The 25,050-nt window shown below is 60.9% G+C and carries 27 protein-coding genes and 2 pseudogenes; 15 read left to right on the top strand and 14 right to left on the bottom strand.

Annotated features, from left to right (window positions below; all coding sequences use genetic code 11):
• Positions 1 to 111 precede the first annotated feature (111 nt).
• The 5 genes from rlxS to ACG873_RS03150 form a co-directional block, all read right to left on the bottom strand.
• On the bottom strand, positions 112 to 2,082 hold the full coding sequence (rlxS, locus tag ACG873_RS03170; protein WP_394890395.1) for a relaxase/mobilization nuclease RlxS: 1,971 nt from the start codon (positions 2,080 to 2,082) through the stop codon (positions 112 to 114).
• A 177-nt stretch (positions 2,083 to 2,259) separates the two neighbouring features.
• Positions 2,260 to 2,946 carry a lytic transglycosylase domain-containing protein gene (locus ACG873_RS03165; protein ID WP_394890394.1) on the bottom strand — a complete coding sequence of 229 codons (687 nt, stop codon included), beginning with the start codon at positions 2,944 to 2,946 and terminating at the stop codon, positions 2,260 to 2,262.
• Positions 2,934 to 3,482, bottom strand: a complete 549-nt coding sequence (gene traF / locus ACG873_RS03160; RefSeq protein WP_394890393.1) for a conjugative transfer signal peptidase TraF — start codon at positions 3,480 to 3,482, stop codon at positions 2,934 to 2,936. The genes ACG873_RS03165 and traF overlap by 13 nt, the downstream gene beginning before the upstream one ends.
• Entirely contained in the window at positions 3,479 to 3,748 is a 270-nt protein-coding gene (locus tag ACG873_RS03155) for a helix-turn-helix transcriptional regulator (RefSeq protein WP_394890392.1), read from the bottom strand. Before ACG873_RS03155 ends, traF begins: the two co-directional genes overlap by 4 nt.
• A gap of 162 nt (positions 3,749 to 3,910) precedes the next feature.
• Positions 3,911 to 4,234, bottom strand: a complete 324-nt coding sequence (locus ACG873_RS03150; protein ID WP_394890391.1) for a DUF736 domain-containing protein — start codon at positions 4,232 to 4,234, stop codon at positions 3,911 to 3,913.
• A gap of 615 nt (positions 4,235 to 4,849) precedes the next feature.
• On the opposite strand from ACG873_RS03150, the gene ACG873_RS03145 reads away from it, so the two are divergent.
• The 5 genes from ACG873_RS03145 (at position 4,850) to ACG873_RS03125 (ending at position 7,819) form a co-directional block, all read left to right on the top strand.
• A complete protein-coding gene (locus tag ACG873_RS03145) occupies positions 4,850 to 5,200 on the top strand; it encodes a transposase (RefSeq protein WP_394890390.1) in 351 nt (116 codons plus the stop codon).
• Positions 5,200 to 5,718: an IS3 family transposase gene (locus ACG873_RS03140; protein ID WP_394890388.1), complete on the top strand. Its 519-nt coding sequence runs from the start codon at positions 5,200 to 5,202 to the stop codon at positions 5,716 to 5,718. Before ACG873_RS03145 ends, ACG873_RS03140 begins: the two co-directional genes overlap by 1 nt.
• Entirely contained in the window at positions 5,600 to 5,998 is a 399-nt protein-coding gene (locus tag ACG873_RS03135; protein ID WP_394893331.1) for a transposase, read from the top strand. The genes ACG873_RS03140 and ACG873_RS03135 overlap by 119 nt, the downstream gene beginning before the upstream one ends.
• A gap of 198 nt (positions 5,999 to 6,196) precedes the next feature.
• Positions 6,197 to 6,337, top strand: coding sequence for a hypothetical protein (locus tag ACG873_RS03130; RefSeq protein WP_394890387.1), 141 nt, complete (start codon positions 6,197 to 6,199; stop codon positions 6,335 to 6,337).
• Positions 6,338 to 6,685: 348 nt separating this feature from the next.
• A complete protein-coding gene (locus tag ACG873_RS03125) occupies positions 6,686 to 7,819 on the top strand; it encodes a TlpA disulfide reductase family protein (RefSeq protein WP_394893329.1) in 1,134 nt (377 codons plus the stop codon).
• A gap of 994 nt (positions 7,820 to 8,813) precedes the next feature.
• On the opposite strand, the gene ACG873_RS03120 is transcribed toward ACG873_RS03125, so the two are convergent.
• The gene (locus ACG873_RS03120) at positions 8,814 to 9,494 is read right to left on the bottom strand and encodes a DsbA family protein (RefSeq protein WP_394890386.1); all 681 of its coding nucleotides are present in this window, start codon (positions 9,492 to 9,494) and stop codon (positions 8,814 to 8,816) included.
• 989 nt (positions 9,495 to 10,483) lie between these two features.
• On the opposite strand from ACG873_RS03120, the gene ACG873_RS03115 reads away from it, so the two are divergent.
• Positions 10,484 to 10,744: a hypothetical protein gene (locus ACG873_RS03115; RefSeq protein WP_394890385.1), complete on the top strand. Its 261-nt coding sequence runs from the start codon at positions 10,484 to 10,486 to the stop codon at positions 10,742 to 10,744.
• Between the two features lie 426 nt (positions 10,745 to 11,170).
• On the opposite strand, the gene ACG873_RS03110 is transcribed toward ACG873_RS03115, so the two are convergent.
• A complete protein-coding gene (locus ACG873_RS03110) occupies positions 11,171 to 12,136 on the bottom strand; it encodes an ArdC family protein (RefSeq protein ID WP_394890384.1) in 966 nt (321 codons plus the stop codon).
• Positions 12,137 to 12,761: 625 nt separating this feature from the next.
• Here ACG873_RS03110 and ACG873_RS03105 point away from each other — a divergent pair.
• From ACG873_RS03105 to ACG873_RS03095, 3 genes are all read left to right on the top strand, one after another.
• Positions 12,762 to 13,925, top strand: a complete 1,164-nt coding sequence (locus ACG873_RS03105; protein ID WP_394890383.1) for a hypothetical protein — start codon at positions 12,762 to 12,764, stop codon at positions 13,923 to 13,925.
• Positions 13,926 to 14,907: 982 nt separating this feature from the next.
• A complete protein-coding gene (locus tag ACG873_RS03100) occupies positions 14,908 to 15,048 on the top strand; it encodes a hypothetical protein (RefSeq protein WP_394890382.1) in 141 nt (46 codons plus the stop codon).
• Between the two features lie 483 nt (positions 15,049 to 15,531).
• Positions 15,532 to 16,311 carry a MurR/RpiR family transcriptional regulator gene (locus ACG873_RS03095; protein ID WP_394890381.1) on the top strand — a complete coding sequence of 260 codons (780 nt, stop codon included), beginning with the start codon at positions 15,532 to 15,534 and terminating at the stop codon, positions 16,309 to 16,311.
• Positions 16,312 to 16,657: 346 nt separating this feature from the next.
• Here the strand turns inward: ACG873_RS03095 and ACG873_RS03090 are convergent, their stop codons facing one another.
• Entirely contained in the window at positions 16,658 to 16,915 is a 258-nt protein-coding gene (locus tag ACG873_RS03090; RefSeq protein ID WP_394890380.1) for an Lrp/AsnC ligand binding domain-containing protein, read from the bottom strand.
• A 129-nt stretch (positions 16,916 to 17,044) separates the two neighbouring features.
• Positions 17,045 to 17,563 carry a hypothetical protein gene (locus ACG873_RS03085; protein WP_394890379.1) on the bottom strand — a complete coding sequence of 173 codons (519 nt, stop codon included), beginning with the start codon at positions 17,561 to 17,563 and terminating at the stop codon, positions 17,045 to 17,047.
• Positions 17,564 to 18,801: 1,238 nt separating this feature from the next.
• Between ACG873_RS03085 and ACG873_RS03080 the strand changes: the two genes are divergently transcribed.
• The 3 genes and pseudogenes from ACG873_RS03080 (at position 18,802) to lspA (ending at position 20,281) form a co-directional block, all read left to right on the top strand.
• A complete protein-coding gene (locus ACG873_RS03080) occupies positions 18,802 to 19,035 on the top strand; it encodes a helix-turn-helix domain-containing protein (protein ID WP_394890378.1) in 234 nt (77 codons plus the stop codon).
• Positions 19,036 to 19,633: 598 nt separating this feature from the next.
• Positions 19,634 to 19,790, top strand: a pseudogene (locus tag ACG873_RS03075) (RNA methyltransferase); the annotation flags it as partial.
• Entirely contained in the window at positions 19,787 to 20,281 is a 495-nt protein-coding gene (lspA, locus tag ACG873_RS03070; protein WP_394890377.1) for a signal peptidase II, read from the top strand. The pseudogene ACG873_RS03075 and the gene lspA, both read left to right, overlap by 4 nt.
• Before the next feature lie 479 nt (positions 20,282 to 20,760).
• Here lspA and ACG873_RS03065 read toward each other — a convergent pair whose 3' ends face one another.
• The 4 genes from ACG873_RS03065 to ACG873_RS03050 all read right to left on the bottom strand — a co-directional run bounded on the left by ACG873_RS03065 (position 20,761) and on the right by ACG873_RS03050 (position 22,497).
• The gene (locus ACG873_RS03065) at positions 20,761 to 21,306 is read right to left on the bottom strand and encodes a DUF2285 domain-containing protein (RefSeq protein ID WP_394890376.1); all 546 of its coding nucleotides are present in this window, start codon (positions 21,304 to 21,306) and stop codon (positions 20,761 to 20,763) included.
• Positions 21,230 to 21,580 carry a transcriptional regulator domain-containing protein gene (locus tag ACG873_RS03060; RefSeq protein ID WP_394893328.1) on the bottom strand — a complete coding sequence of 117 codons (351 nt, stop codon included), beginning with the start codon at positions 21,578 to 21,580 and terminating at the stop codon, positions 21,230 to 21,232. Before ACG873_RS03060 ends, ACG873_RS03065 begins: the two co-directional genes overlap by 77 nt.
• A 38-nt stretch (positions 21,581 to 21,618) precedes the next feature.
• Positions 21,619 to 22,251, bottom strand: coding sequence for an acyl-homoserine-lactone synthase (locus tag ACG873_RS03055; protein ID WP_394890375.1), 633 nt, complete (start codon positions 22,249 to 22,251; stop codon positions 21,619 to 21,621).
• Between the two features lie 117 nt (positions 22,252 to 22,368).
• The gene (locus ACG873_RS03050) at positions 22,369 to 22,497 is read right to left on the bottom strand and encodes a LuxR C-terminal-related transcriptional regulator (RefSeq protein ID WP_394890374.1); all 129 of its coding nucleotides are present in this window, start codon (positions 22,495 to 22,497) and stop codon (positions 22,369 to 22,371) included.
• Between the two features lie 30 nt (positions 22,498 to 22,527).
• Between ACG873_RS03050 and ACG873_RS03045 the strand changes: the two genes are divergently transcribed.
• Positions 22,528 to 22,803 (top strand): hypothetical protein, encoded by a 276-nt coding sequence (locus ACG873_RS03045; RefSeq protein ID WP_394890373.1) that lies wholly within the window; start codon positions 22,528 to 22,530, stop codon positions 22,801 to 22,803.
• 845 nt (positions 22,804 to 23,648) lie between these two features.
• A pseudogene (locus ACG873_RS03040) lies at positions 23,649 to 24,254 on the top strand (prolyl oligopeptidase family serine peptidase); the annotation flags it as partial.
• Between the two features lie 47 nt (positions 24,255 to 24,301).
• Here ACG873_RS03040 and ACG873_RS03035 read toward each other — a convergent pair.
• Complete coding sequence (locus tag ACG873_RS03035; protein WP_394890372.1) at positions 24,302 to 24,541, bottom strand: helix-turn-helix transcriptional regulator; 240 nt, start codon at positions 24,539 to 24,541, stop codon at positions 24,302 to 24,304.
• A gap of 124 nt (positions 24,542 to 24,665) precedes the next feature.
• Between ACG873_RS03035 and ACG873_RS03030 the strand changes: the two genes are divergently transcribed.
• Positions 24,666 to 24,932, top strand: coding sequence for a DNA -binding domain-containing protein (locus ACG873_RS03030; protein ID WP_394890371.1), 267 nt, complete (start codon positions 24,666 to 24,668; stop codon positions 24,930 to 24,932).
• Positions 24,933 to 25,050: the final 118 nt, after the last annotated feature.

Here is a 25,050-nt window from a genome sequence, read left to right as displayed (position 1 = left end):
ATGCACGCCGACAATGCATCTGGCGTTGTTCTGGGCTGGTTTGCGTGTGTGTTTTGTGCGCTGTGCCGCAACATGAGGTTTCATTTAGCCCGTCGATTGGCATCGCCTGAGTCACGAAACACCGGGCCCGCTCCTCTGCCGTCCGATCGCCCAGGAAATCCCCTCCCCGCGCATGACGCCTGCCACCTGCTTGCCGATGTGCCGCTCGAGCACCGGCCGCCAGGGGACCAGAGTGAACTCGCGCGATTTCTCGATGACGGCATATTTTCCGCTGGCGAGCTCGACGGAGCGGCGAAGCGTGCCCTCTACTCGGTCTCCGGGTCGTGCCTCGGCATAGGACAGACCGAGTTCTTCCGAGAGCTGACCGGCGACACGGATCAGCTCGCGCTGGCGCAGAACGGCCAGCATATTGGCGCGGTAGACGGTCCGATCCTGGTCTTCACGCGCGAGCCCTTGTGCGATCAGCCACTGCCGCCGACGAGCCTGCACCTGTCGCACGTCGCGTCCGAAGCCCGAATCCTGCAAGGGCTCCGGTCTATCGGAAACCAGCTCGCGATCGATCCGGGTGGCGCCGTCGAAACCCACCTGCTGCTCCAGCTTCAAAGAAGAGAGCTTGTCGACCGTGACCGGTTCGACCCTGGCACGCTGACGCTCGTACTCCGCTGCGCGGCTGAGATGATCCGGCGCGATGACCCAGGAGCCGTCCGGCTCGCGCTCCACGCTGCCGGTCGCGCGCCGGATCGCTTCCAGACGGCGGACATGGGTTTCGGCAAAGTGCTCCGTGGCGGACGGGTCATGCTTCAGATGGATGTCGATGTTGTAGCGTCCGTCATTGGCGGCAGCGATCTCGGCGACGGTGCGGTCAACCTGCCTGGGTTCGGTGCTGCTTGGCGTGACGCGCACGATGCAGCCCTCGGGCGTCGGTTCTGTCGCATCGCCCCTGCCGATATCGATGTAGCGCGTTCTGCCATCCACGCCATCGACGATGAGATAGTGCCGGTCGTTGATCTGGTCGGAGAGTCCGCGTGCAACAACGCGGCCAACGACGGGTTGGGCTGGATCGCCGGATCGATCGTGGATGACGCAGTCGGCGGCGCTGCGGGCGAGCCCCTTGCCGGTCAGCTCGCGATGCATGGTCTTGATGATGTCGCCGCGTTCGCCGATGCGACGCAGCGTGGGCTCGAGATCATCGTTTAGGCGCCAACGGCCCGGGCCGGTCTCCTCGGCGAGACCCATGCGCTCAAGCTTGCGAAGGCGTCCCTGGTGCAGCGTCTGGCGAAACGCGTCGCGACCGGCCGGTGCGACAAAGCCATCATCGTCGCGCATGCGCAGCAGCTGCCGGTCGATGCTGGTGAAGCGTTCCTGCTCCATTTCCTGGCGCAGGCGAAGCTCGATCTCGCGGTCGGTGCGGGGACCCAGATCGAGGCTGACCAGCTCGGCCGCCCGCTCGCGAATGCCGGACGAGATGTACTCGCGCGCGATGACGAGATTCTCACCCCTGTCGTCCTTGCCGCGGACGATGATGTGAGTGTGCGGATGACCGGTGTTGAAATGATCGACGGCGACCCAGTCGAGCTTCGTGCCGAGGTCCTCCTCCATCTGCGCCATGAGGCGCCGGGTGAGCGGCTTGAGATCGTCATACTGGATGCCGTCCTCCGGCGCGACGATAAAGCGGAACTGGTGGCGGTCGCCATTTGCACGATCGACAAATTCCCTGCCGTCCACGCGATCCTTCTCGGCGCCGTAGAGTTCGCCAGGCTCGCCTTCCCGGGTGACGCCATCACGCTGGATGTAGCGCAGATGCGCCCGCGCCCCGTCGATACCCTTGCCGGCCAGCCTGACGATGCGCGCCTTGACCATGAGCCGGCGTTGCCGGAAGGCGGAATAGCGATCGCGTGATCCGAGCAGCGCCGCAGCCGCGCCGCCGCGCCCCGTTCGGCTTCCGGCGAAGCGTCCGCCACGGGGGTGTTTGCCCCCCGCCCTGTTGATCGCCGCCCGAAGCTGGTTGGCATAGCGCTTGCCGGCTTCCGAGCCGCCCAAGCGGATTTTGCCCAGCTTCGGCCTGAACTCGTCATCCTGCACGCCAGCCTCCGGATATTTAGTAGCAGGATCAAAGGCTTGCGCGCCTCAGCCTCCGGCGCGCGCAAGCAGCCTCCGCGAAAAACGATGTGCAGACAGCAACTTAACCGCCTCATGGAGGCGGTGCCTTTATCTTGCCTTACGCGCCCGCCCCTCCCCCGGCCCCGCACCGCCCGCACATCACCTGCGATCCGGCTTCTTCGGCCGAGCGCGATTGCTCGCGAGCGGCACGAAGAGATCGCCGTTCGTTTCACCAGCGCGAATTCCGTCCCGAAGGAAGAACAGCGACCGTCCGGAGGGAGCTTTTTGTCCCTTTGGAGCGCCGGATTCGCGTTTGAATTCGTCCATGTCGGTGGCCGAAATCCCCGGCGCTTCGAGTTCTTTCAGATAGGAAACCGTCTCCTTCGGAAGCGGTCTACCCTTCTGCAAATGCTCTTCGTAACGTTCGGGTCCTGCATTGTAGGCAGCGAACAGGCCGGGGAATCCGAAGCGGTCATACATGGCGCTGAGATAGGCTGTTCCGGCGAGGATATTGTCGCGCGGATCGTGCGGATCGGCGCCCAGGCCGTGCTCGGCAACCATGTCCCGATAGGTGCCAGGCATGATTTGCATGAGGCCCATTGCGCCGGAATGGGAGGTGATGGGACGGCCATCGAGCATGGTCTTGCCGTTGCTCTCGGCGTCCATGACAGCATAAATCCAGGCCTCGGGAACACGGAATCGCCTGCTGGCTTCCGATACCAACGCCTGCCATCGTTGAAGCTCTGGATCACGGGAGATGGCGACCGGTTCAGCGCCGGTCGAGGCGGAACAGGCGCATGGCGCTATCGTGATCATGCCCAGCATCAGGAGGGTCACTCGGTCCATAGCGGCACGAGCCTCCCGATGACATTCGCGGCCGGCACTGGCCCGAAATACCGGCTGTCGAAGGAGCCGGCTGCCTTGCCGCCGAGCAGGAAAACCTCGCCATCGGCGAGCTTTCCGCATTCGTTCCACAGTGGCAGCGGCCGGCCTTGGGCATCGGTCTCGAGGCGGCGCGCGACGATCTTGCCGCCGATGATGATGCCGTCTTTGAAAGCGCAGACATGCTCGCCAGGCAGCGCGGCAAGGCGCTTCACCAGCGGCACATTGCGGGGCAGATAGCCGCGATTTTCGGCGAGATCGGCGACCGATTCCGGCGGGCGGACGAGCACCAGATCGCCGCGTGCGGGCGCTGTGAATCCAACCCGGTAGAGACCGACCGGCGCACTCGCCGAGGCGTTCCAGATGAGCCAGGGCGAGGGTTTGACGAGGGCGGTGAAACCGATCAGGCCCAGGCCGATCGCGGCAACGGCGATGGTTCCGTGCGCCCGAATTCGCCGCAGCCGGCTGCCGATGAGCTGGATGGAAGGCCGCCCGCTCATGACCGGCCCTCATCGCCGTCAGAGCCGGAGCCGTTCTGGTCACCCTCGGATTTGGAGTCCTGCAAGCGGCCTTTCGACCAGTCGTCGAGCTCGTCTATATGATAGCGGACATAGCGGCCGTGCTTGCGGTATTTCGGGCCGCCGCCGGTCAGCCGCATCTTTTCGAGCGTCCGCTGGGACAGGCCGATATAGAAGGCCGCCTGTGCGGTGTTGAGAAACGGGCTGCCCTTCTTGGCGCGGGCTGCGCGCTCGTTTTCGTCGTTCATGATCATCCTCTTTTCGCTCAGGAGGAGCGACGGCGAGGATCGGCGAGCGAGGTCGTCGCGGGGACGGGCGAAGAGTCGGCAGGGAGTTTTCGCCGCCCCTTCGGGCGACGGCGGGCGGGTAACCCCCGCGCCGATTGCGGCGCGAGGGCTCCAGCTGGCCGGTCAGTCGGCCGGGTTCCAGATGACGGCGTAGGTGTCGTCATCGTCCTGGCCGGCGGCGCGGCCGAGATTGGCGTAGAGCTTGCGCGGGCCGAATTCCGGTGCGGCGATGGAAAGGCTCACATAGTCCTTGCCGGACATCTCGCCGGTGCGGATCCAGCCGGCGCCGACCTCGACGCCCTGGGTCAGCACCCGGAAGTCGGGATGGTTGTCGGCAGACTTGGCTTGGTTGGGCACGATGTCGATGTCGGCGCGGACGCTAAGCGTCCTGAGTTGGCCCTTGTAGCCGCCGTTTTCCTGCTTGGTGACGTAACCGATCGCGGTCATTTCGAAGTCTCCTTTTGCTGTCGCCGAGGACCATTCCCCTGCGATGGCGGACCGTTATGGGCGCGTCCGGACCGCCCGAACCGACGGGCCGCAGCGCAGCGAAGGACCCGAGCGGGCGGCTTTTTTGAAGCGAAGCGGCGCGAGGAAGCCGCCGCAGGCGGCGGGGAAAAAAGCTGGCGGCGAGGGTTTCGGGCGGGCCTGACCGCCCATAGGTCGACAAGCCAGCCGCAGGGGAATGGCCCTTAAGACGCGTGGAGACAGATCGCCTGATCGCGGTGCATGCAACAGGCAGACGGCGTGCAGACGACGGGGTTGCGCACGCTCAGACGCCGGTGCCGGATCGACAAATGTGCCCATGCGCCTGGCGATTCAGCAGGCAATCCGGCGTGATGATCGATCGCCGAGAGGAACGAGTTTGGCGGCCCGATTTGGTGCGCGATGCGGGATCAAGAGACGGTCGAGCGTGCAGCAGGTTTGCCCCGCCAAGGCGCGCCAAGTGGCGGCTATCGGCAAACCGCCATCCGGCGTGACGGGCTCATTTGGAGTGCGCCCCTTGGGGTGGACAGTTCGGCATGAGGGATTGACCAGTCTTGTCGGGTTTTCGAAGAGAGAACCATGGCAAGATACCGCACACACAGCATCGAGTTTAAGCGTCAGGTCGCGCAGGAATATCTGATCGGCGAGACGCTGCACGGGTTGGCGAAACGCCACGACATCACCCGCAACCTGATCCGCGTCTGGGTCCGCAAATACGAGGAAGGCGCCTTCGACGACGATGCGCAGGCGGCCGACCTGATCCAGGAATACGAAGCTCGGATTGCCGCCCTTGAGCGGCTCGTCGGTAAGCAGGCCCTGGAACTGGAGTTCCTAAAGGGGACTCTGAAAAGCGCACGGCCGCCGAGAAGAGGGACTACATCCGTTATCACCGGCCCCACGGTATCTCCGTCGCCGAAGGATGCCGGCTGATGGGCATCGCGCGCTCGACCTACTATGACCGTCCGGAAAAGCGGGCTGACGACACGGCGATTGTTGAGGCCATGTTTGCCATCTGCGACGAGTTCGAATTCTACGGCTACCGCCGCGTTGGTGCGGCCCTGCGTCAGCAGGGCGTGGTCGTGAACAATAAAAAGATCCGGCGCCTGATGCGCGAACACGACCTGCAACCAAAGATCAGACGGCGATTTATTGCCACAACCGATAGTGATCACGGCGGTCCGATCTTCCCGAACCTGGCCCAAGACATTGTTCCGACGGGGCCGAACCAGCTCTGGGTCAGCGACATAACCTACGTTGCCCTGTCAACCCGCTTCGTCTACGTCGCCATCGTCCTTCGATGCCTGGTCGCGCCTGATCGTCGGCTACGCCATCGGCCGGTCGATCGATGCACGCCTGACAGTCGCGGCTTTGAAGGTTGCTGTCGAGCAAAGAATGCCACCTGCCGGCTGCATCCACCACTCCGATCGCGGCTCGCAATATGCTGCTGAGATCTACCGGCAGCTTCTTGCCGCCAACGGTCTGATCGGCTCGATGGGGCGCAGGGGGAATCCGTACGACAACGCCAAGGCCGAGAGCTTCATGAAGACGCTGAAGGTCGAAGCCGTCTACCCCATGGCTTTCGAGACCTCCGAGGACGTTGCCGGACACCTTCCCCACTTCATCGAGGAGGTCTACAACAAGCGCAGGCTCCATTCGGCGCTGGGATATCTCAGCCCGCAGCAGTTCGAGGATCAGCACATCCGGCAGACTGGCAAAACAGCAGCCTGATCACTGTCCACCCCAAGGGGCGCACTCCAATTCGGAGGTAAACAGCGACCAGACTTTGCCCCACTGATCGGCGGTGCGGGAGGCGCCGCGATTGGTGTAGCATTCGACCGGGAATTCATGCAGCGCGGCAGCCTGGTCTCGAGTTTCTGGAGACCGTTCTCGCCCGAAAGGAACTCGCGGATAATCTTTTTCTGCGTCTTGGCCTTCTCGGCGGCATTGCCGCTCGGCGCCCCGAACAACCTCGCGCCGTTTTCCGCGCCCGGGTCGAGCTTGAACGTCTCGTCGATGATGTTCTGGCCTGGCGAGCTCAACGCCGAGGCGCTTGGCATCGATGCATGACACGACGTCATGCGGCGGTGTCGCACCGGTTCTCACGGTGTTGGCGCTTCGGGACCGTGCGGATGGGCCACGCTTTTTGGGCGATGCGAAGCGTGTCCAAAGCCTGACAGCGGCAGAAAATATGACAGGTTCAGAACAAACACTGGCAAAAATGTCAGGTTCATTACAACCGGCCACTTGGGCCTTGCGGAGGTTTCAAAGCATATGCGCGCTGAGCTCGCTGGCATGGCCCTTGCACACCGACTGATGGCACGCAAATGGACCCGTGTGCCGTCTCTAAGGAGGAAACCAGCCGTGCCGACAACCTCACCCTTTGGAAATAGCTTTGGACACCACCGCGTCTTGCAGATGGAGTCCCCGGCGCCTTCGATTCAAGTGGAAACCTGGCTGCGTGGGGAGCCCCTCACCGGCTTCGAGCCTGGCAAAGTGTACATCGTCGAATTTTGGGCAACTTGGTGCGGCCCATGTGTGGACGGCATGCCCCATCTGATGCACCTGCAGGAGAAATACAGGGACAGCGGAGTTGAGATCGTCGGAGTCGCGGCTTCTGAAGACGCTCCAACGGCCGATGAGGCCCGCAGCAATTTGGACGCTTGGTTGACCGAAAAGTTCTCGAATCTGAACTATCGGATCGCGTTCGACTCCACAGGCGAAATGGACAAGCTTTGGATGGAGGCCAGCCTTTCTGTCGGGATCCCGACTTCGTTCGTGGTCGACCGAGACGGCCACATCGCCTTCATCGGTCATCCAATGGAACTCGATGAGGTCTTGCCGAAGGTGCTCAACGGCAGCTGGCGCGCCAGCGACAAAGCGAAATCCGAAGATACGGAGCGGATCGCGGAAGGCGAAACCATAGCGCGCGAACAAGCGCTGAAGAAGCCGATCAAAGACAGATATTGGGCGGCGGTGGAGAAAGAGGAGTGGACGACGGCGAGCTCGGCAATCCAAGAAGGCATCGCCTTGATGCCGGACAACCTCGGTTTCCGCCGGTCTCAGGTGAATCTGTTGATTCACAAAATGCGCGACATGCAGGCCGGCTTGCCCGTCATGCGCCAATTCGTTCGCGACGCGATCAACAGAAACTCCGAGGATTGGATGATTGCGGCGCTAGAGGAACTCTTCTTTCCGAACTTTGACCATTCGCACTTTCCGTCTGCTGAGCGCCTGGCGATGGGAAAAGAGCTGTCGGAACACATCCTGGCGCTGAATCCCCCGCAAGGCGAAGGCCCCAAGTTCTCGTCTTATCGGCTGGCAGCGCTGTACTATCACGAGAGCGGCAACAAAGATCGGGCGATTGAGCTGATCGAGCTGACACTGAAGTCGCTGGGCGGTCCGGAGCTGATCCGGGACGAAGATGAACAGGACGAAATATCGCATTTGCTGCAGTTCCTGGCCAACTTCAAGGGTGAGAAGGTTTGTTACGGCGCTCTGTGTGCGGCTCCAAACGATGGCCGATTCGACAGCTGGTATGGCGTTTGCTGACCGTCAGGATTGTGTGAGGGACAGAATTGGCCGGGCGGACACGCCCGGCTTGCGAAATCGCCTGGCCCGATCTTTTGGGCCTAGGTCCGAAGGACGGCGGCCTGCTGCGATGCCCGCCTTTGGCTAGGCAGGCTATGAGCTGAGCTACGGGTTTGCCCGCTTCGAACGTTCGCCAGTATGGCGCAGGTGCCTCTCAACACCTCCACCACGCTGAGGCTCATGCCGGTGGCGAATTCTATCTTGGCGGCATCGCCATCAAGGCACATGGGATCGCTTGGCTGGCGGCATGCCTGTGATCTGGTGCTGCAGCCCACGCTTGCCTTCGCCGGCGGTCCGACGGGCAGCCCTGTCGCTCAATCGATATCAGGACTTCAATGCCGGACCACCGGCACCCACGGCTTGGCCCGGCTTGGTCCAGGCAATTCCGGCCGCCGTCATCCTCGATGAGGTGACCTCGACCAGAGCCTCGGCCTGGCATGATGGAGGTGCATGGGATTGCAGCCAACGTCATTTTCGTCATTCCGACCGGGGATTTCTTGGAACGGCTGCGGCTTTATCAACACGCCAAGGGCCACGCCGTCGACAGGCGGCCCGGCCTTGGCGCGGAGGCGTCCACGTCAACGGTGTCTTCTGACAATGGGGACTTGTACGATCACCCATCGTCGCGCCGGCCGCGATCTGAAGCACGCCTCCGGCGCGCTTCGTGCCTGTTCCTTTGGCGAGGGGCTTTCGGTGAAAGAGGCCGATGGCGGGAACACCAAGGCCGGCTGAATAGATCCCGAGCTGTGTGATCGCGTTCGGCCAGGCTGAGGAAGCGCGCTGAATGCGGGACTGCACGCTGCCGATAGAGCGGCGTGGTCCGCCGCCCACCGCGTTGCCGGCCATGTAGGGGATTTGGCCCGGGGCGAGTGGCAGCATGCATGGCCGCCAGAGAACGGGATTGCGCCGGCCGCCACCTGTGTCAAAATGCCGAAGTTGGTGGTCGGGCGCGGTATCAACGCTTAGCTTTTTCCCGCTCTTTGGCGATTAAGCGTTCCAACGTCGGACTCTCGGGCACCCCTGCGATCACTTCGTCGCCGAGCACCAAGGCCGGCGTGCCGGTGATGTGCAGCTCGGTGGCGAGCGCGCGATTGCGCGCGAGGGCGTCTTCGATGGCGGGATCTTTCATGTCCCGCTTGAGCTGCTCAACGTCGAGGCCCATGTGTCGTGCGATAGTCAAGATTGAGAATTCGCTGAGCGGGCCGGGAGCAGCCATAAGGGCGTGGTGGAACGGCTCATATTTTCCCTGTTTGCGGGAGGCGAGCGCCGCCATTGCGGCGAATTTGGAATCCGGTCCCAGGACCGGAGTCTCTTTATAGACAACCTTCAGCTTGGGATCGTCCTTGAGGGCTTGCTGGATGATAAGGTCTGCCGTCCGGCAGTGCGGGCAGTTGTAGTCCAAAAACACCACCAGAGGGACGTCGCCATTCGGGTTGCCAGCAGTTGGCGCAGCGGGGTCGTTGAGGAGTGCGTCGCGCCGCTCCGGAATGAGCTTCCGCCAATCCGCGGCGAGCAGGCGACGGTTTTCGAGCTGGCGCAGGTAGTCTATGGCAACTGGATGATATCGCGCCACCAGCCCGGCAAGAAGCAGGACTAGGACTAAAAGAGCGATAAGGCCGACTATTCGCTTAGGCATGGGTCAGGTTCCAGTCAACTTTGAAACGGCAGGGCAGCAACGGCTGGCCTTTTGACGTCAAAGGGGCATCGCTTTAATGCCTTGCCCCGCTGTTCCCGGACTACGGGAGGTTAAGAGGCTCGTACTGTCCGAAAGGACACGAGCTGGCGGTTGCGGCATGACGGCTGCGCCCAACCAGCCGACCGCTCCGTGAGCGGCGCGGAGTGCGCGCGAACCGCCCAGCCGTGATCGCCGGTCGCCGAGCGGCTTCAGGCGGCCGAGTGCGATGGCTGAGCGTGACTGCAGCAAACACCTGCACGTACAGGCGGCGATAAAAGGGCTTGCGGGGCGCGGGACTCGCGCTGCGGTTTGCGGGATCATAGTCAACATACTTGTCTCCTGACCGGATCGAGGTGGGTTCCTCCCTCCCGGGCATCTCCCATCGCTGCGCTCCGGTCGAACGTTGCACCAAGGGTCGCTGCAAGCTCCGCGCCAATTGCGACAGCGCCGAGAAACGAGCAGGTTCCGGAATTGAAAGGCCTCTTGCGCCGTGCTTTTGCGGTCGCACGCGCTCATGGTCTTGGCGCTTCGGGACCGTGCCGATGGACACGCCTTCTGGTGGCGCGAAGCGCGTGATCCCGTGTCCAAAAGCTGACAGCGGCTGACAAAGTGTCAGGTTCACCACAACCGACTGTGGGCGCTGTGGAGGTTTTCAAAGCAAAGGGCGCCTAATGGGCGCTGAGGCGCTGGCACGGCCTTTGCAGCAATTGGGAGGTGCAACACGGAACGACGGGTATCTCGCCTTGTTGCCGGATAACGAAGCCAAAGCTTCCGAGGGTTTGGTTCGAAAGGAAATCAAAGCAGAATCGCGCGCTCTCTGCCAGTACGCAGGAATAGAGTCGGCCAGGAAGCATGTGCCATAGGTCAATGTACCGTATTAACCTATAGTACAATTTGATCATCTGTTGATCTACACCTAAACCACAGAAAAAATGGAAGAAAGGACAAAGATGAGCGGGGAAGGCAAAAAGAAGCGCGGTCTAGCTGGAGTTTCAAATGCGCAGAATATTGCATTCCGCTATGGTGGCCGGCCTTCAAATTTCAGCTTGGCGATAGGGCACACGACTCATCCGCGTCTGGGTGGTTCGCTGTTCCTTAACGCTATGATCCTTGGGCAAATGCTGCCAGGATTTAAACCAAGTGAACGTATGGTGAGGGCTGCGGACGCTTGTATTGAGGTGTGCCCCGTTCTTGCTGCGCCTTTCCTGTGAAACCGCCCTTCTTCTTCGGCGCCTTCTCGTAGGGCCAGGAATGGAAGTAGTGATTGGCGTCCAGAACAATGACATCGGACGATGCGGCATCGAGATAGGCTGCCTTGCGCCGGGCAATCGCCTCGTACCACGTCGGCGAAATATCTCCTCGCCACAGAGATCGGCGACGATCTGGCCGGCAATAGATCGCAAACAGCGCGGCCTTGGTGGAATCGTCTGTCCTTCAGCGGCCCGCGGCGCGGGGCGTAGGTGTCGGGACTGTTGAACAGCGCCAGCCATTCGTTCTACCGAAAGTGTCCGGACTGCCGTTTTCGCGAACACCGGGCCGCACGGGTCGAAGAGTTTGACGAGCGGAACGTGATGGGTTTCGGGTTTCCGCCGCGCCATTGGCGATGAGGCGGGCGCGCAGGTTTTCGGGGATCAGGATCATGCCGCGATCTCTTGCTGTACGGCTTCCGTCCCGGCGCCCTCGCCAAGACCAAGGATGAAATCCGCCGCCTTGCTGGCTTGCGATGCGGCGCGGAAGATGGCGCGGTTGTCCTGGCGCAGCACATTAAGCCATGTGGCGAGGTAGTCGGCGTGACGGACGGTCGGCATGATGTTGAGGCTGGCGCAGATGAAGGCACTGGCCATTTCGGCGACCAGTTCCTCGCGCGCATAGAGCGCCGACCCGAAGCGGCCTGACAGGTCGCGGGCGAGCCGGGAAGCGTGGCCGGTCCAGTGCCCGAGTTCATGAAAACAGGTCCGGTAGTAATTGATCTGCTCATGAAAAGCGGGCTGCGGCGGCACCTGGATGAAATCGCGCGCCGGCATGTAGAAGGCCTGCTCGCCACCGATGCGGAAATCCGCTCCTGTGGCCTTGATCAGGCGTTCGGCGTGGGGAACGATCTGGCGTTGCGGCAGCGGCTCGGCGTCGAGTGCCAAGTCATCCGGGAGCCCGTCGCATTGCGCGATGTTGAAGACGGTGAACCGCTTGAGGAACGGCACGGCCGCCGGCTCGTCGCCGTCTTGCGCCGAACGTTCGGCCTCTGATTTCGGTATGAAGCGGTCGGCGTAGCACACGGTGGTGCCGCGTTCGCCCTTGCGCACGCAGCCGCCGGCTCCCAAGGCCTGTTTGAAGGTGATCCAGTGTTGCGAGGGGAAACCCTTTTCAATGACGGCGCCCCACAGGATGAGGATGTTGACGCCGGAATAGCGCCGCCCGGTTAGGGCGTTGAGGGGCAATCCAATGGCGGCCTGGGCACGGCCCCATGGCTGCACCCAGGGGAAGCGCCCCTCTTCCAGCTCGGCAATGATGCGGCTGGTCACTTCGTGGTAAAGGTTCGGCCGGTTGCCGTCCTTGTTCCGGCTCTCGTGTTTTCCGCTGGCGGGACGTCTGGCGGTCTGGCGCATGGCTTTTCATCCTCTCCGATCCAAAGCCGCGCCTCCCCCGGAAGCGGGGTGGGCGGCGACTTGCGACCGGAAAGGCCGGCCGAAAGGCAGGCCGCACCCGGGGGCGTTGTCGTATTTGTGCGAAGGGGTGGTTACGGGCCGGAACGAATGTGGAGGACCCGAGGCGAAGCGGAGGGTTGCGGCCTGCCGCGGCGGGCCTAGAAGGGAGCGCCGCCCACACCGCGCCGCCGGGAGAGGCCAGCTGAACAATGTCGCCGCTCGCAAGAGCGGCGTCCGTCGGACAAGCCGGAGGCTTGTCGTCGCCAGGGATCAAAGCCCGAAGGGCCGAGACCGCCGCCCTGAGCAAGGCGAAGGAGCGGGCTCGGTTCAACGAGAGCCCGGCGCGCGCCATCAGGCGCGCGGGCGCCCGCCAACCTCAACAGGACCGCCTGGCCGCCATGCGGGGGCTGGCCGGATGTAGAGGGACGATCGCGCCTCGCGCATGGATGCAGGAGCATCAGGCAGCCCAGCCGGCGTCAGGCGCCCGTGGTCGTCAGCGGACAGGGTCTTAAGGCTTTCCACACGGTATTTCCGGATTCGACAGCGCCGACGGGGGACGCTAACCTTGGCGAGGGGTGAGAGGGCGATGCTGCGTCTGTCTACGGTGCTTGGGGTTGTGTTGGCCGCGTGGATTGCCGCCATGACGGCGGCCCATGCCGGATTGAAGTATCAAGCCGATCAAACATCCGACGGCCTCCGCTATGTGATGGTCATCGGCGAGTTTTCCTTCGAAGACAATCTGGATGAATTCGCATCGGTCGTGCGCTCGCACAACCCGACGACGATCGGCTTCAATTCGCATGGCGGCAACATCGTCAAGGCGATGGAACTTGGCCGCCTCATCCGCTCCTTCAGGCTAGGCACGTTCCAGCCGAGGGGACTGGAATGCTCCTCGGCCTGCGCTCTTGCATTCCTGGGCGGCATCATGCGCTTCGCGGAGCCTGGTGCGATTGGAGTACATAAATCCTCCTTCAGCGGCGACGTTTCGCTCAGCGCTCAGGAAGCGGTGTCGGCGGTGCAGCAGATCACTGCGGACGTGATATCCTACATGCTGGAAATGGGCGTCGACCCGTCATTACTCCAGCTTTCCCTGAAATATGAAAGCAACGACATACGGTACCTCTCGATGAGCGAGATGGAACAGTACCAAGTCACGACACACAACATGGATACCGGACAGCCGCAGATCTCCCCGCCAACAGCCCCGCCCGCTGCACCGCAACCCGGTGTCGCCGCAGCGCCTGCGCCTTCCATTCAGAATGATTGGCCACTTTCGTCGATCCCCGAGGCGCGCTCCGGTCGCGTCAGGCACTCTAAGGGCGCTGCCCCCATGAAGGCGCTCCCCGATGGGAAATCGGCCAACCACGTCAACCTGGCCAACGGGAGCCCTGTCGCGATCCTCGATGATGCCGACCGCTGGTACCGGGTCCAGTCGGGCAGCCAGACCGGCTACATGCACCACACCTGGGTTTTCGTCGACCAGTATGACAGCGGACCCTTTGGTCAGCGTCATATCCAGATCAAGAGTTTCGACAATCTTGCCGAAGCGAACGCCTATGCGCGATCGGCCAGCATTGCTGTCTCGGCGTATCTGGTCACCAATGGCTGGTTCGCCATCACGCTGGAAAAGACCTATGACGAGCAGATGGCCAGGAACCTGGTCGCGCTGCTGAAGAAGAATGGCGCGATCCCGGACGATGCCTTTATGACCTATGGAAACACCTATGTCCGCAAGGTCTGTTGCCAGTAATCAGCGGTGGCTGGCGCTCGTCCTCGCTGCCCTGATCGGTCCGGCGTCATCTCAAACTTTCAACTGCCAAATCCCCGTTCCAACGCTCAAAGACCAAATGATCCAGGAAAGTGTTGCGAAATATCCCGGCAACTGCCCCTGTCCCTACCATCGCGACGCGAGAGGGCGGCGCTGCGGCAAGCGAAGCGCCTGGGACCGTGCCGGTGGCTACACTCCGCTCTGCTTTCCGGAGGACATCTCGGCCGATATGGTGAGGGAGTTCTGCGAGGTGCTGAAGATGCGAGGACAGGGGTCATAGTGGTTGGAGATGCTACCCAGGCGTTGCTGCCTCGCGGGCGAAGTTTTGTTGAGCGAAGGCCATGCCGTACTATGGCCACATGCGCACGGTGTTTGGTGCAGGTAGGGCGCGCCACGAGTAGGGGCGAGATCGATGCGACATCGAGCCGCGACTTCGAAAAGGGATCGGATGGCCATTCGTTGGATATATGACACCGAGGGGAAGCCCGCATATTGCCAGGAGGGTCAACGGATCTACGCACCCGAAACCGGGGCATGCGAATTCTACGAAAACGGCGGCTGGTGGTATCAAATCGAGCGCGGCGCAGCTGCCTATTTCGTCAAGGATGATCAGGTTTTCACACGGAACGGCAAGCCGGCTTTCCATTATACGTGAACGTCTCGACCCAGTTGAGACTGGTCGGGCTACCCGACCAGCCGGAGGTGTGATTGCCATTCCAAGCCAGTCGATACCTGCGCATGGCACCACGCGGAGGCGTGGAGTTCATCCCGACCGGATCCCAGGACGATGCGTGGGTGCCCAGAATCCTGACGGGCCTCAGGCCATCATTCTCAAGTGCAACTGATGCCACCTTTTGGCGAGCGTCGGCATATATTGCGGAAGCGAATCCTTGCCAAAGATCAAGCCCTCCACGGACGCGGTTGCCACCTATGCGCGGTCGGCCACGCCGGATACGTATTCGGCGTGGCCGATCTGCCACTGCACGAACGGGAAGCGATCGCGCCGAGGCTGCGTGAAATCCATGAGAGATTTGGTGAGCGCGATCACTTGCAAGCGATGATTGTCGTCTTCCTGCCGTCGATCGGCCGCTATGTGGAAATTTGACTGCGGCAGCTTGCCTTGAGAACATTGATAATGCGCGCGCGACCCTGGCCAATGCCCTCTGGCGGAAGTCCCACTTCGGCGAGGGCCAGTTGCCGCTTCTCGCGTGGCAAAATGTAGGTTGCGTGCTGCCAAGCAGGCAGAGGGATTTATCTTTGCAGGACGGCCGGCAAGCCTGGACATGAGCTGCAGCCCGCGCCGGAGAACCGCGCCTGCATCGCTGCCTTGCCAAATTCAAAGTTTGGCTGAGTGGCAATCAGGTTCACGTCAGGAAAGACGGTTATAAGCAACTGTCAAAGTGCGACCATTGCCGCAATCAATGACCATTTCGCGCTTGCTCTTGTGACGAGAGGTCGAAGCAGCACGATTGAAAATTGAAGTCCATTTGGAATTCATGAGTCAATTCGGTTTCCAGCCGTGTATTGTCGACGTTCAGGAGTAATCGGCAATGGGGTGAACGGGTATTTCAGAATGGAAAAAGGTCCTTTGGCCGAGCTGTTGGTGGGACAGGTCGAGAACATGCCGCCGCAGTTGCGGGTCGCCGCCCGTTTCATTCTGGATCATCCCAAGGATGTCGCGCTGATGTCGATGCGCCAGCAGGCGCACCAGGCCGGCGTCTCTCCCAGCACTATGATGCGGTTGGCGCGCTGGCTTGGCCTTGAAGGCTACCAAGAATTGCGCAGCCTTTGTGCGCGGGCTCTGCGTGAGACAATCGCCGGTGAGCCGGCGCGACATTGCATCGAGAAGGACCGCGCATCGAGATACTCGACTGCCGGAGTGGTTGCCGACGCTCTCGCAGCCCAGATTTCAAGCCTTGGTGAATATGCCCCGCAATTCATCGCCGCCGCCGGCCTCCTGGCGAGATCCCGCAATCTGTTCGGTTTCGGCTCGCGCGCCGCTTATCCGGTCGCGAGGCACTTCGTTCACTTCATGTCGCTTATGGCCGGCGGTAACCGCAAGGTGACGCTTGTCAGCGATATGGCCCGACTGAGTTCGGATGTGCTCCTGCATGCGGGAAGCGGCGACGTGCTCCTTGCCGTGGGCATGTCGCCTTATGAACACACCACGATCCAAGTGGCGCGCCGGTCGGCTCGGCAGGGTGTCGGCGTGGTGGCCATCACTGATAGCAGTGTGTCGCCGCTGGCCCGGATCGCGCAGGAAACGATCATAGTTACCTCAAACTCGCAATCGTTCTTTCGCAGTATGGCGCCAGCGTTCGCCGCCGTCGAGATTCTGGCGGCATTGACGGCTGGGCAGTCGAAGTGAATTCTCCAGAACGAATAGACCAGTCGGAAGAGCAGCTTGTTGCTTTTGGCTTGGAAGCCTTAGCTAACAGGCCGAGGCAACTTTCGAACTCTGCTGCTAAAAAGATACCGCATCTCGGCAACCTGACGTTTGGGGCGGGCGCATGTACAAAGTTCAGAAAGCCGTTAGGCCTACTAAGCCAACGCGGACATCGATCTGCGGCAATTGTCAGCTGTATACGAACGATATGTCGGCCAGCGTAAGCTCCGGCGGCCCCTGACATTGGCGAAGCGGACGCGCCCTCAATAATTTGGCAGGTCAAGCATATCCAATGTGTCTACCAGCTCGGCTCGTGGAGTACTTTCCATCAAGTCGGGAGAACGCGCCGCAAGGGGAACTCGGTCTTGATCTTCTTCACACCGGGGAGCCTTGATAGAACATTCCGGTGTATCGCGTCGAACTCCTGGATTTCCTTCACGGAGATGAACAGAAGGTAATCGGTCTTGCCAGCGACCGCGTAGCATTCCTCGATCACTGAATAGCTCCAGAGAGAGCGTTCGAAAAGCTCGATCACACGCGAGTTGAGCGCTTCCAGCTCGATCCGGATCGCAATTCTCGTGGTCACGGAAAGCGCCTCCTGCCGTCCTGTTTCATCACGTGCGGTCGAAGGCCGCACTTGTCAGCTGATATCCAGGCAGGTCATCGAGATGTGACGCAACGCTACGAACCGCTTTCCAAAAATATAAGCTATGGCTTATACGGCGATCTGGAACTGGCTCTCCGAGACGCAGTTTGCACGGCGCCAACCTATGGCATCAGCGGCTCCAGCGCCGCTATATTGTTTCGATGAGTTCGCTAGTTCTCCAACTTCACGTTCCTGCTTCCCATGACCACTCGGACCTGCAGCTCGACGGTTTTTGCGCACTGACAAGGTCAGCACAATGTAGCCGCGCAACGTCTCGATCGCAGCATCGCGATCAGGAATGGCATACAGCCGCACAGCTCGATCGGCGTCCGAGCCCGAGAGCGCCTGTTTCAGCTGAGCCACCACCGAGGAGGTGCTCTCTCCTGCTTCCTGGACGGTGCCGTTTAGCTCACGCGCGGCAGCGGAGATACCGAACGATGCTCCTGCCGTGCCGGGCAAACCATGCCAGGTCAGAAATAGCTGACGATATTGTTTGGTCACCGCCTTTATGGAACTCAAGCGCGTCAGACGCAGCGGTTTGGGTTGGTGCACCTCACACGGGAAACGTCCTATCGTGATACCCGCCAATTCGGTTGCTTGGACTCCCACAACAGCACGATGCAGATATCAACTCTTCCCGCACCTGCACCTTGTGAATTTTGCCTCAACGCATTTGATATCGATTAAAGTCGGCGGTTTTTAATAGCACGCCTCAAGATCGGCAAAATTGATTGTTTGAATGACAATCATCGACGCTATGGATACATGAAGGTTCTCTTAAACCCTCGTTGCTCAGCGCTCTTCAACGCGAGCTCAACGGCGTCACGGCGCCGGCACGCCCAGTCGTCGACAGCGTTCAGCCGAAACCTAGGCGAACATTTTCTCCAATTACAACCTGCTCAACGTCACTTCGAGTGTTTCAATCTGAAACATTTCGTTACCCACTATCTAACGCCCACCGGAGGAGATAGCGGTCGGGCGGCCTGGCGCCCCCTTGTTAGGCGGCCTCTTTTCCCTCTGCCGCAAAAGAAAGGGCCCGGCCGAACGGGGCGTTGTCGGCGGGCCCTTTGAGGTGCCTTATATAATGCGACCCGAATATAGAAATGTCTCTTACCATTCGCCATCTCAAATTCTGTCCGAAACCTGACAGACACAAGAGTCAGACGGCCGGCTCAGGAGCGCCGGAACGCCAATCCAAGGGCCGCCTTGACTGGACATACCACCACGTGACGGCCGCGGCCGCCGGCTCCGTCGTTTGTTGTGGAGTGAGCTAAGAGGCCACGATACCCACGGCACGCCCGGGCAGCGGATTTGCCCGGCTCTTCGCCTTCGACAGAAACTCATCCTGAAGCTGATAGCCGCGACGGAGGCCTTACCTGCCTGGCAAGGGATGCCTTGATTGCGGTCGTTTCTGATCGTCGACAGCACCAGGCGGCAATGTTCGATGCCGGTGCCTGTCGATGATGCGTCGCATCGTCGACGCCTCGTCGGCCCGGGCAAGGGATCGACATGGGCAGGAATTGTCTCGAAGTCGAATTCGCTGCAGAGGGATTTCACGCGGGGAATCGGCGGCAGGCGGCCGTGCAAGCAATTTCGCACCTCCTGCTTAGAAGTGACGATTTCTTGCATGAAATCGACTTGAGGCGCAAAAGTGAAGCTTAGATAACCAATGAGGCTGCACGACAATGCCGCCATGCAACGGGTAAGGCCGCCGAGCGTTTCATGATCCCGGAATTGGCCGGATCACGCAAAAAAAGCAGCGGAAAGCAGCATGCCCGCACGCAAATTCTTCTATGCCCGCCATCTGCAGGGCAAGATAAAGAATTATGACGTCAAGTGAATTTCGGGCAATTCGCAAGCGGCTTGGCCTCACTCAAGCGCAATTGGCGTCGCTGCTCGGTTACACCAGCGCGATGACAATTTCGGCATTCGAGCGGCCCACAAACCCGAGAGTCATCCCGGCGCAGCTGGGGTGGCTAATGGAGGCGCTGGACAGCGGCTTCTGGCCGAGCGAATGGCCGCCGAAAAAGCCTAAAGTGGCGCCGCCGAACTGCCGATGATCGAACGAGAACTTTGTCTATCACCTTCAGCAGTCCTTAACCATCTCATGGCACCCTCATAGCGGCGGCAAGTTTGATCCGCTGCCCGGCCTCGTACCTCGTTCCGGGCGCATCAATTGCCTCGCTATGAGCTTTCAATAGGTTGTTCATCCGCTCCGGCTGACGCCACGCGGTTGAGAGCGAATTGTAAGGACCCGCGATAGTGAATTCGGCGACGCACGCAACCTCGCCGGTGTGCGGAGGCTGCTCCGCTGTCGCAGTTTTAGGAAGCGAGCCGAGGTACAACTACGGGATGCCGGGCGGGTTGGCGCGACTGTGTGTCGCGAGCCGCTTCGCCGGTGCACCATTTGCGCAATGGGATAGGTCACATCGCCCGCGCGGATGCGGGCGCGGTACCACTTTGTCGCGGGGACGCGCTGTCATCGGGTCTCGATCATTCGACGAAATGGGATCGGCGACTTTTCGACGTCCCGACCTCGAAAACTGTTCTCACAGTCACCCGGCGTGAACTCGTCCGCGCCTCTACAAAATCTTTGAGGATGATGGCGGCGACGAGGTCGAACATTTCAAAGTTCGTAAGCGCAGGAAGACGGTGACGCAGGGGCTGCTGGACGAACTCGCCAATGCCTGCGACAAGCTCCTGCGCATGCCGAAGGCTGGGCGCCGATTTGGTCAATCTGGCGATCGCTACCGGTGTAATGCCGTTCGAGATCAGGCGCGGTGCGCTGAAGCTTAACGTGGAGGATGCGCCGTGAATTACAGGTCGCTTGCAGCCTATGCCAGTCTCGTCTTTGCGGCCGTCGCGTTCGATCAATGGATAAAGCGGCTGGTCGAAGCCGGGCTTGTCCTGCATGAGCAGGTCGACATCCTGCCCTTCCTGGCGCTCTACCGCACATATAATATCGGCGTCGGCTTCTCCCTTTTCGAATGGGTCGGCGGCAAAGGACTGATGGCGCTTTCGATGGCGGTCATTGCCTTCGTGCTGTTCCGGGCAAAGCGGACGGAACCCGATCAGGTCATGGCGCGGATCGGCTTTTGCCTGATCATCGGCGGCGCGATCGGCAATCTCATCGACCGTGCTCTATATGGCCATGTCATCGACTACATTGCTCCCCACACGACGGCCTTGCGGCTCGGCGTGTACAACCTCGCTGACGCCTTAATCCTGGTCGGCGCGTTCATCATTGTGCTCGACGAATTCCTGAACTGGCGCAACGAAAAGCCGGTGGAGCCTTCCGAGGATTGATTTTGCCGGACAGCGACCGCAAAGTTGCAAGCTAGTCATCTGGAACTGTATCCTGTCACAGCCCTAAACGCACAGCATTACCAGTTCGCAAGCATCCTCCGGCAATTACCGCTTCTCACGCTCGCGCGACCCATCGGGGAGAGCTTCATAGCGCATCGATTGTGCGTCCACTCGAGGCCACGCACAGTTTGCCATCATCTAAAGGATGCACCTACAAGCTCGACGAGCCCGCTTTGTAGGTCGGCATTGCGTTGCCAGGCTCGGCAGAGGCACTCCGGCTGAGCTTGCCAAGCACATCGACATGGCCCCGCGGTGCCACCAATGCGACGGTGGCTTTCGGCACATGACCATCAGCGCGCACAACCGGTCGCGCCTCATCGGCCAAGGTGTTCCCTTCATGTTCCCGGCATGGGCTGCATGGGCTGCATGGGCTGCCCATCAGCAATAGGTTCCTAAACCCTTCGCTGAAACAGTCTCAACTATGTGAGGAACTGTCTGTAGCCGCCGCCCATCAGGTAGCGGCCGCGTCGGACGGCGCGACGGACTTGATCGCGAAGATGGCCGCCTGGATGAGACCAATCTTGTTCCACACGCCGTCGCCCGAACAGGGCTATGGCGATCTCCTGGTGGGATGCCCCCGCAAGCGAGCCATCCAAAGCCTGGAGCACGTTACGCAGACGCCGTCCGCGGGGCTCCGGTGGAAAGGAAGCGGCCGCCAGGCGGCCGCTGCCGTGGATCTCATTCAGGCACTGAAGGGCAGCGATATGGGACTTCAAGCGCCGCAGAGGCACGATCGCGTCGACGCATAGCCGGACCGGGCGGAGCACGGAGGCAGCGGAAACTGCAATTTGCAGGTTGCGGCAATCCTGTCTCAGCAGCACATGCTGCAAGCCGGCTGGTGTCAGCAGGATGTCCTTGCCGCACGACAGTGAAGAAAGGTCAAGCAGTTCAAAGCCGCGCTCGCGCCCGACCGGCTGCGCGGCCGCTTGCAGGATGTGCGCGCAATCGCGCGGATCCCAAAACACCCTTGCTGACGTGGCGTCCAGTTGCGGGGCATCCGCGAAACAGGAGATTCCATTGCGTGATCGGGGAGGCTCCTGTCGTCAGTTCGATAATCCCAATTTCGGCGTGTCTTCGGACAGTGAATGCGGGCGCCGTTTTGGCGTAGTCGCGCTGGAATTTCGGATTGCGCCGAAGAAATTCCCAGGCCCAGGCTGTGCGCGGCAACCGACTGACATAGTCGTAAGCTGAGTCATGGTGCCAGTCCGGCCAGCCTGAGCGACACTCCGTTGCACGCATGGGCAAACGAGCATTGTTCACGGTTCGGATATCCGGCGCTATGCTGAGCGGCTGAGAACTGGTTGCCACAGGACCGGTCCGCTCAGGCGTCCCCTCCAGCGGATGCGCAAAAGGCTCGCGTGAGAAATCTCCAGAAAGCCGGCCACCGCCTCCGTTTTGCCGACGGGTTTTGGCTGTCCGATGCGCGACAATGGCCATGTTGCGAGGCGAAGGATCCGTTCCATGCGCGTATCGGTCACCGTCACTATCCGGGTGAGATTGTTGGCCAAGCCGAACTCGATCATGCCGGCGAAGAGCTCGTAGGTTGCTTGTGCCAGCCCGCCCGCCGCCTTGGGCGCTGATGGAGGGAGATCGAGCGCGAAACGGCTGCTTTCCCATATGTCGGGAGTCGATGGCATAGCGTCAGCACCCAGCAGCTCCGGGAACGTTTCGCGCAACATTGTGGGTCCGGTGGTGGGCAAAAGGCGAACGCACCCGCGGGTTCGCCAATCCGATCCCTTGAGAAGCAGATAGACTGGTTTGAGACCATCAAATGCGTCTGTTTCCATTTCGCCTTCGGTCTCAACTTCCCAATCGAGCCTTTGCTTGAAAACCCGATACCTGAGCCCGTGCATATCGTTGAGCTCGCTTGCGAACTCACCGTAGAGGTCAGGGGTTATCAGCTGCATCATGATCGCCTCCATGCCGGATGTGTTTCCGCCATCGAAAGGCAAAGCTGACATTGATGCACCTGTTGACGTTTACAGCTATCGTGGCGGAAGATCAGGATTTCGCCTGACCGGAGGCAGCTAGCCGTCCGATGGCCGGCTTGTTCGTTCGCCGCCAAGCGTTGCTTTGGCATTTCCCCGATGGAGGGTCACGGTGCGCTTAGAAGACCCCAGAATTTGGCTGACGTCCCAAGCCGACTTGCCGTGCACCCGGCCGTTTCAGGCACTCGAATTCCGGGGATGAGCGTTACACCCCTCTTCATGCAATCGTGTGGCGAGCCTGCGCCGGACAGCAAGGGCGCCAATCTGATGATCGGCCTGTTTGCCGAGGGCGCCGACGATCGCGACAGCGATGCCTTTCAGGTGAAACTCGACGATGCTGGCAGCGCGACGGCATTCGCCCATCGGCAAACCGGTAGGCCACCTTTCCTTGGGTCCCACTTTCTGCTGGCAGCGCCGGCACCAACAAAGGTGAGCAAGCGCCTGCAGCGTGTCTGTTGCCAGGGACAGCTCTGAGAATTGCCGCGGCCCGAGTTCATGAATGAGGGATTGACCACCCGAACAGCCCAAACACTGGAGCGGCGGCGAACGGGCGGCGTGAGTGCAGCAAAGCATGGCGCCCCGCCTGAGAGATATAATGGCATGCCTGCAACCGGTAACACTCGCGCCGATGGAACGCGATCTTGACCCGTTTCCGCTTCGCCTCGCCGCGGCCGCAGCCGCAGCCGAGGCTGTGCGAAGGACGACGGTCAATAAATGCCTTGCATAGGCAGCCAAAAAGCCGACTGATAGCGACCCGATTCGGATCGATAGCTGTCTTTGAAGCACGATGAAATCGACTGACGCAGAAGATCGAATGAGATGGTGGAGGGTTTTTGACGTCCTGGCGGTGGGCTGCATAGAAAGGAAGAAATGCTAATTATCTTTAGCGCCATCCGCAGGGCCTGGCATTCGGCCTTGCTTAGAATCGATAGGGCCCGGTTGCGACGCCAGGGTAGGCAGCTTGGCGATGTCGACCGGCGCGGCTGATTTTCCGCGATCCGGAAGTCCGCACTCCCGAACACCGGCCGATCCTCTCCGCCAGACACGGCGGCGCCCAAGAGACGTTGCGGCCCCACGAATTCGAAGATCTGTCGCCGGAAACCTTTTCCGCGAAGGCGCAGCTGAGGCGCGGTAGCTGCGGCACTATGTTGAGCCAAAGCCGGTCAGGTGTCCCGGTTACGCGCGAATTGAATACGTTACCGCGTATATTCATTCCTTATATGTGTTCGCGTATAATCGATGGCGCGGCGACCGGGTTATGTCCCGCTCAATGTCTTCCCGAATGGGCGCTTTGTCGGCGTGCTGCGTCGGGCGTCAAGGCGGGGCGCAGGGACGGCAAGCGCCTCGCCCATGACGATTTCGCCGCCGTTGCGACCGACCTCGCGCGAAGGGGCATTACGCGGCCGAAGCGGATTGCCGCCGAGGGCAGCTCAAATGGCGGCCTTCTGATCGCCAATATGCTTACCCGCTCTCCAGAGCGTTTCGGCGCGCTGTTCTGCAAGATTCCGCTTGTCGACATGCGCCGCTACCCCAAGCTTTTGGCGGGCGCGAGCTGGATTGACGAATATGGCGATCCCGACAAGGCAGAGGATTGGACTTTCCCCAAGGAGATCTCCGCCTACCACGCCGCGACGCCGGGACAGCCCTATCCGCCGATCCTGCTCGCGACCACCAAGCGGGACGACCGCGTCCACCCGGGCCACGCGCGTAAGATGGCCGCAAAGCTGCAGGCTCTTGGCTATCCCGCTTACGTCAACGAGCCCGGCGCGGGCGGGCACAGCTACGGCAAGGACAATCGGGAGCGGGCCGCATTCATTGCCCTGGGCAACAATTTCCTTCGCAATGCCATCGGCTGGCAAGCCGATCGCGTTTCGATCTGTAGACAGAACCCAAAGAGCGACGTTTCAGAGAGCACAGTTCGATGATTGCGGTATAGGTAGCCGGTCCCGTCAGGAGCGCGGGCGCGGAGCAGCTATTTGGAAGTCGGTTGTGTCAGGGCTTGTTTGTCGGGCCGAACCAGATCCGTGTGGCTGACGCCGAGGGCCGATGCCAGTTCATAGATCGTGATGATCGTCGGATTTCTTCGGCCTTTCTCCAAGCCGCTGATGTACTGCTGGCTGAACCCGGAAATCTCGGCAAGCTGCTCCTGAGTCAGACGCTTCCTTTGCCTGATCCTCTGCACATTCCGTCCGACCAACTTGCGCATATCCATGCACGACAAGCCATCGGATTGGGCAGCTTGAGTTTATCAACTATAATATGTAATCCACATTGAGCGTCCGAATCCGCTGGCGGAGGGCTTCGCGGAGGCCATTGTCCGGAGGTAGAATCCAGCGATGTCACAGCCTGAATCGAACACGCCGATTGCCGACGAAGTCCCGTGGTCGGAAAGCCTCACGGCCTACGACAAAGAGCATTTCACGACCTATATGCAGCTGCTCGATGCTTCCGCCGACAACGCCACTGAAGAGGAAATGGCGCATCTGATCCTCGGCATTGATCCGGCACGCGAACCGGAGCGCGCCAGCAAGGCTCTTCGCAGTCATCTCGACCGGGCGAACTGGATGGTCACGACCGGCTACAAGGATTTGTTCGCCAGCTGACCAAGTGCGCTCCGACCCGGATTTGGGCCTGATCCGCAGATCACCATATTGCCAGCGGCTTCTGAAAATGCCGCGTTCAAAGGCCATACAGAAGACCGCCCGATCAGTTGCACAGGTA

This window comes from Allomesorhizobium aridi (genome assembly GCF_043769475.1).
GTDB lineage: Bacteria > Pseudomonadota > Alphaproteobacteria > Rhizobiales > Rhizobiaceae > Allomesorhizobium.
This window is presented reverse-complemented; position numbering and strand designations above follow the sequence as displayed.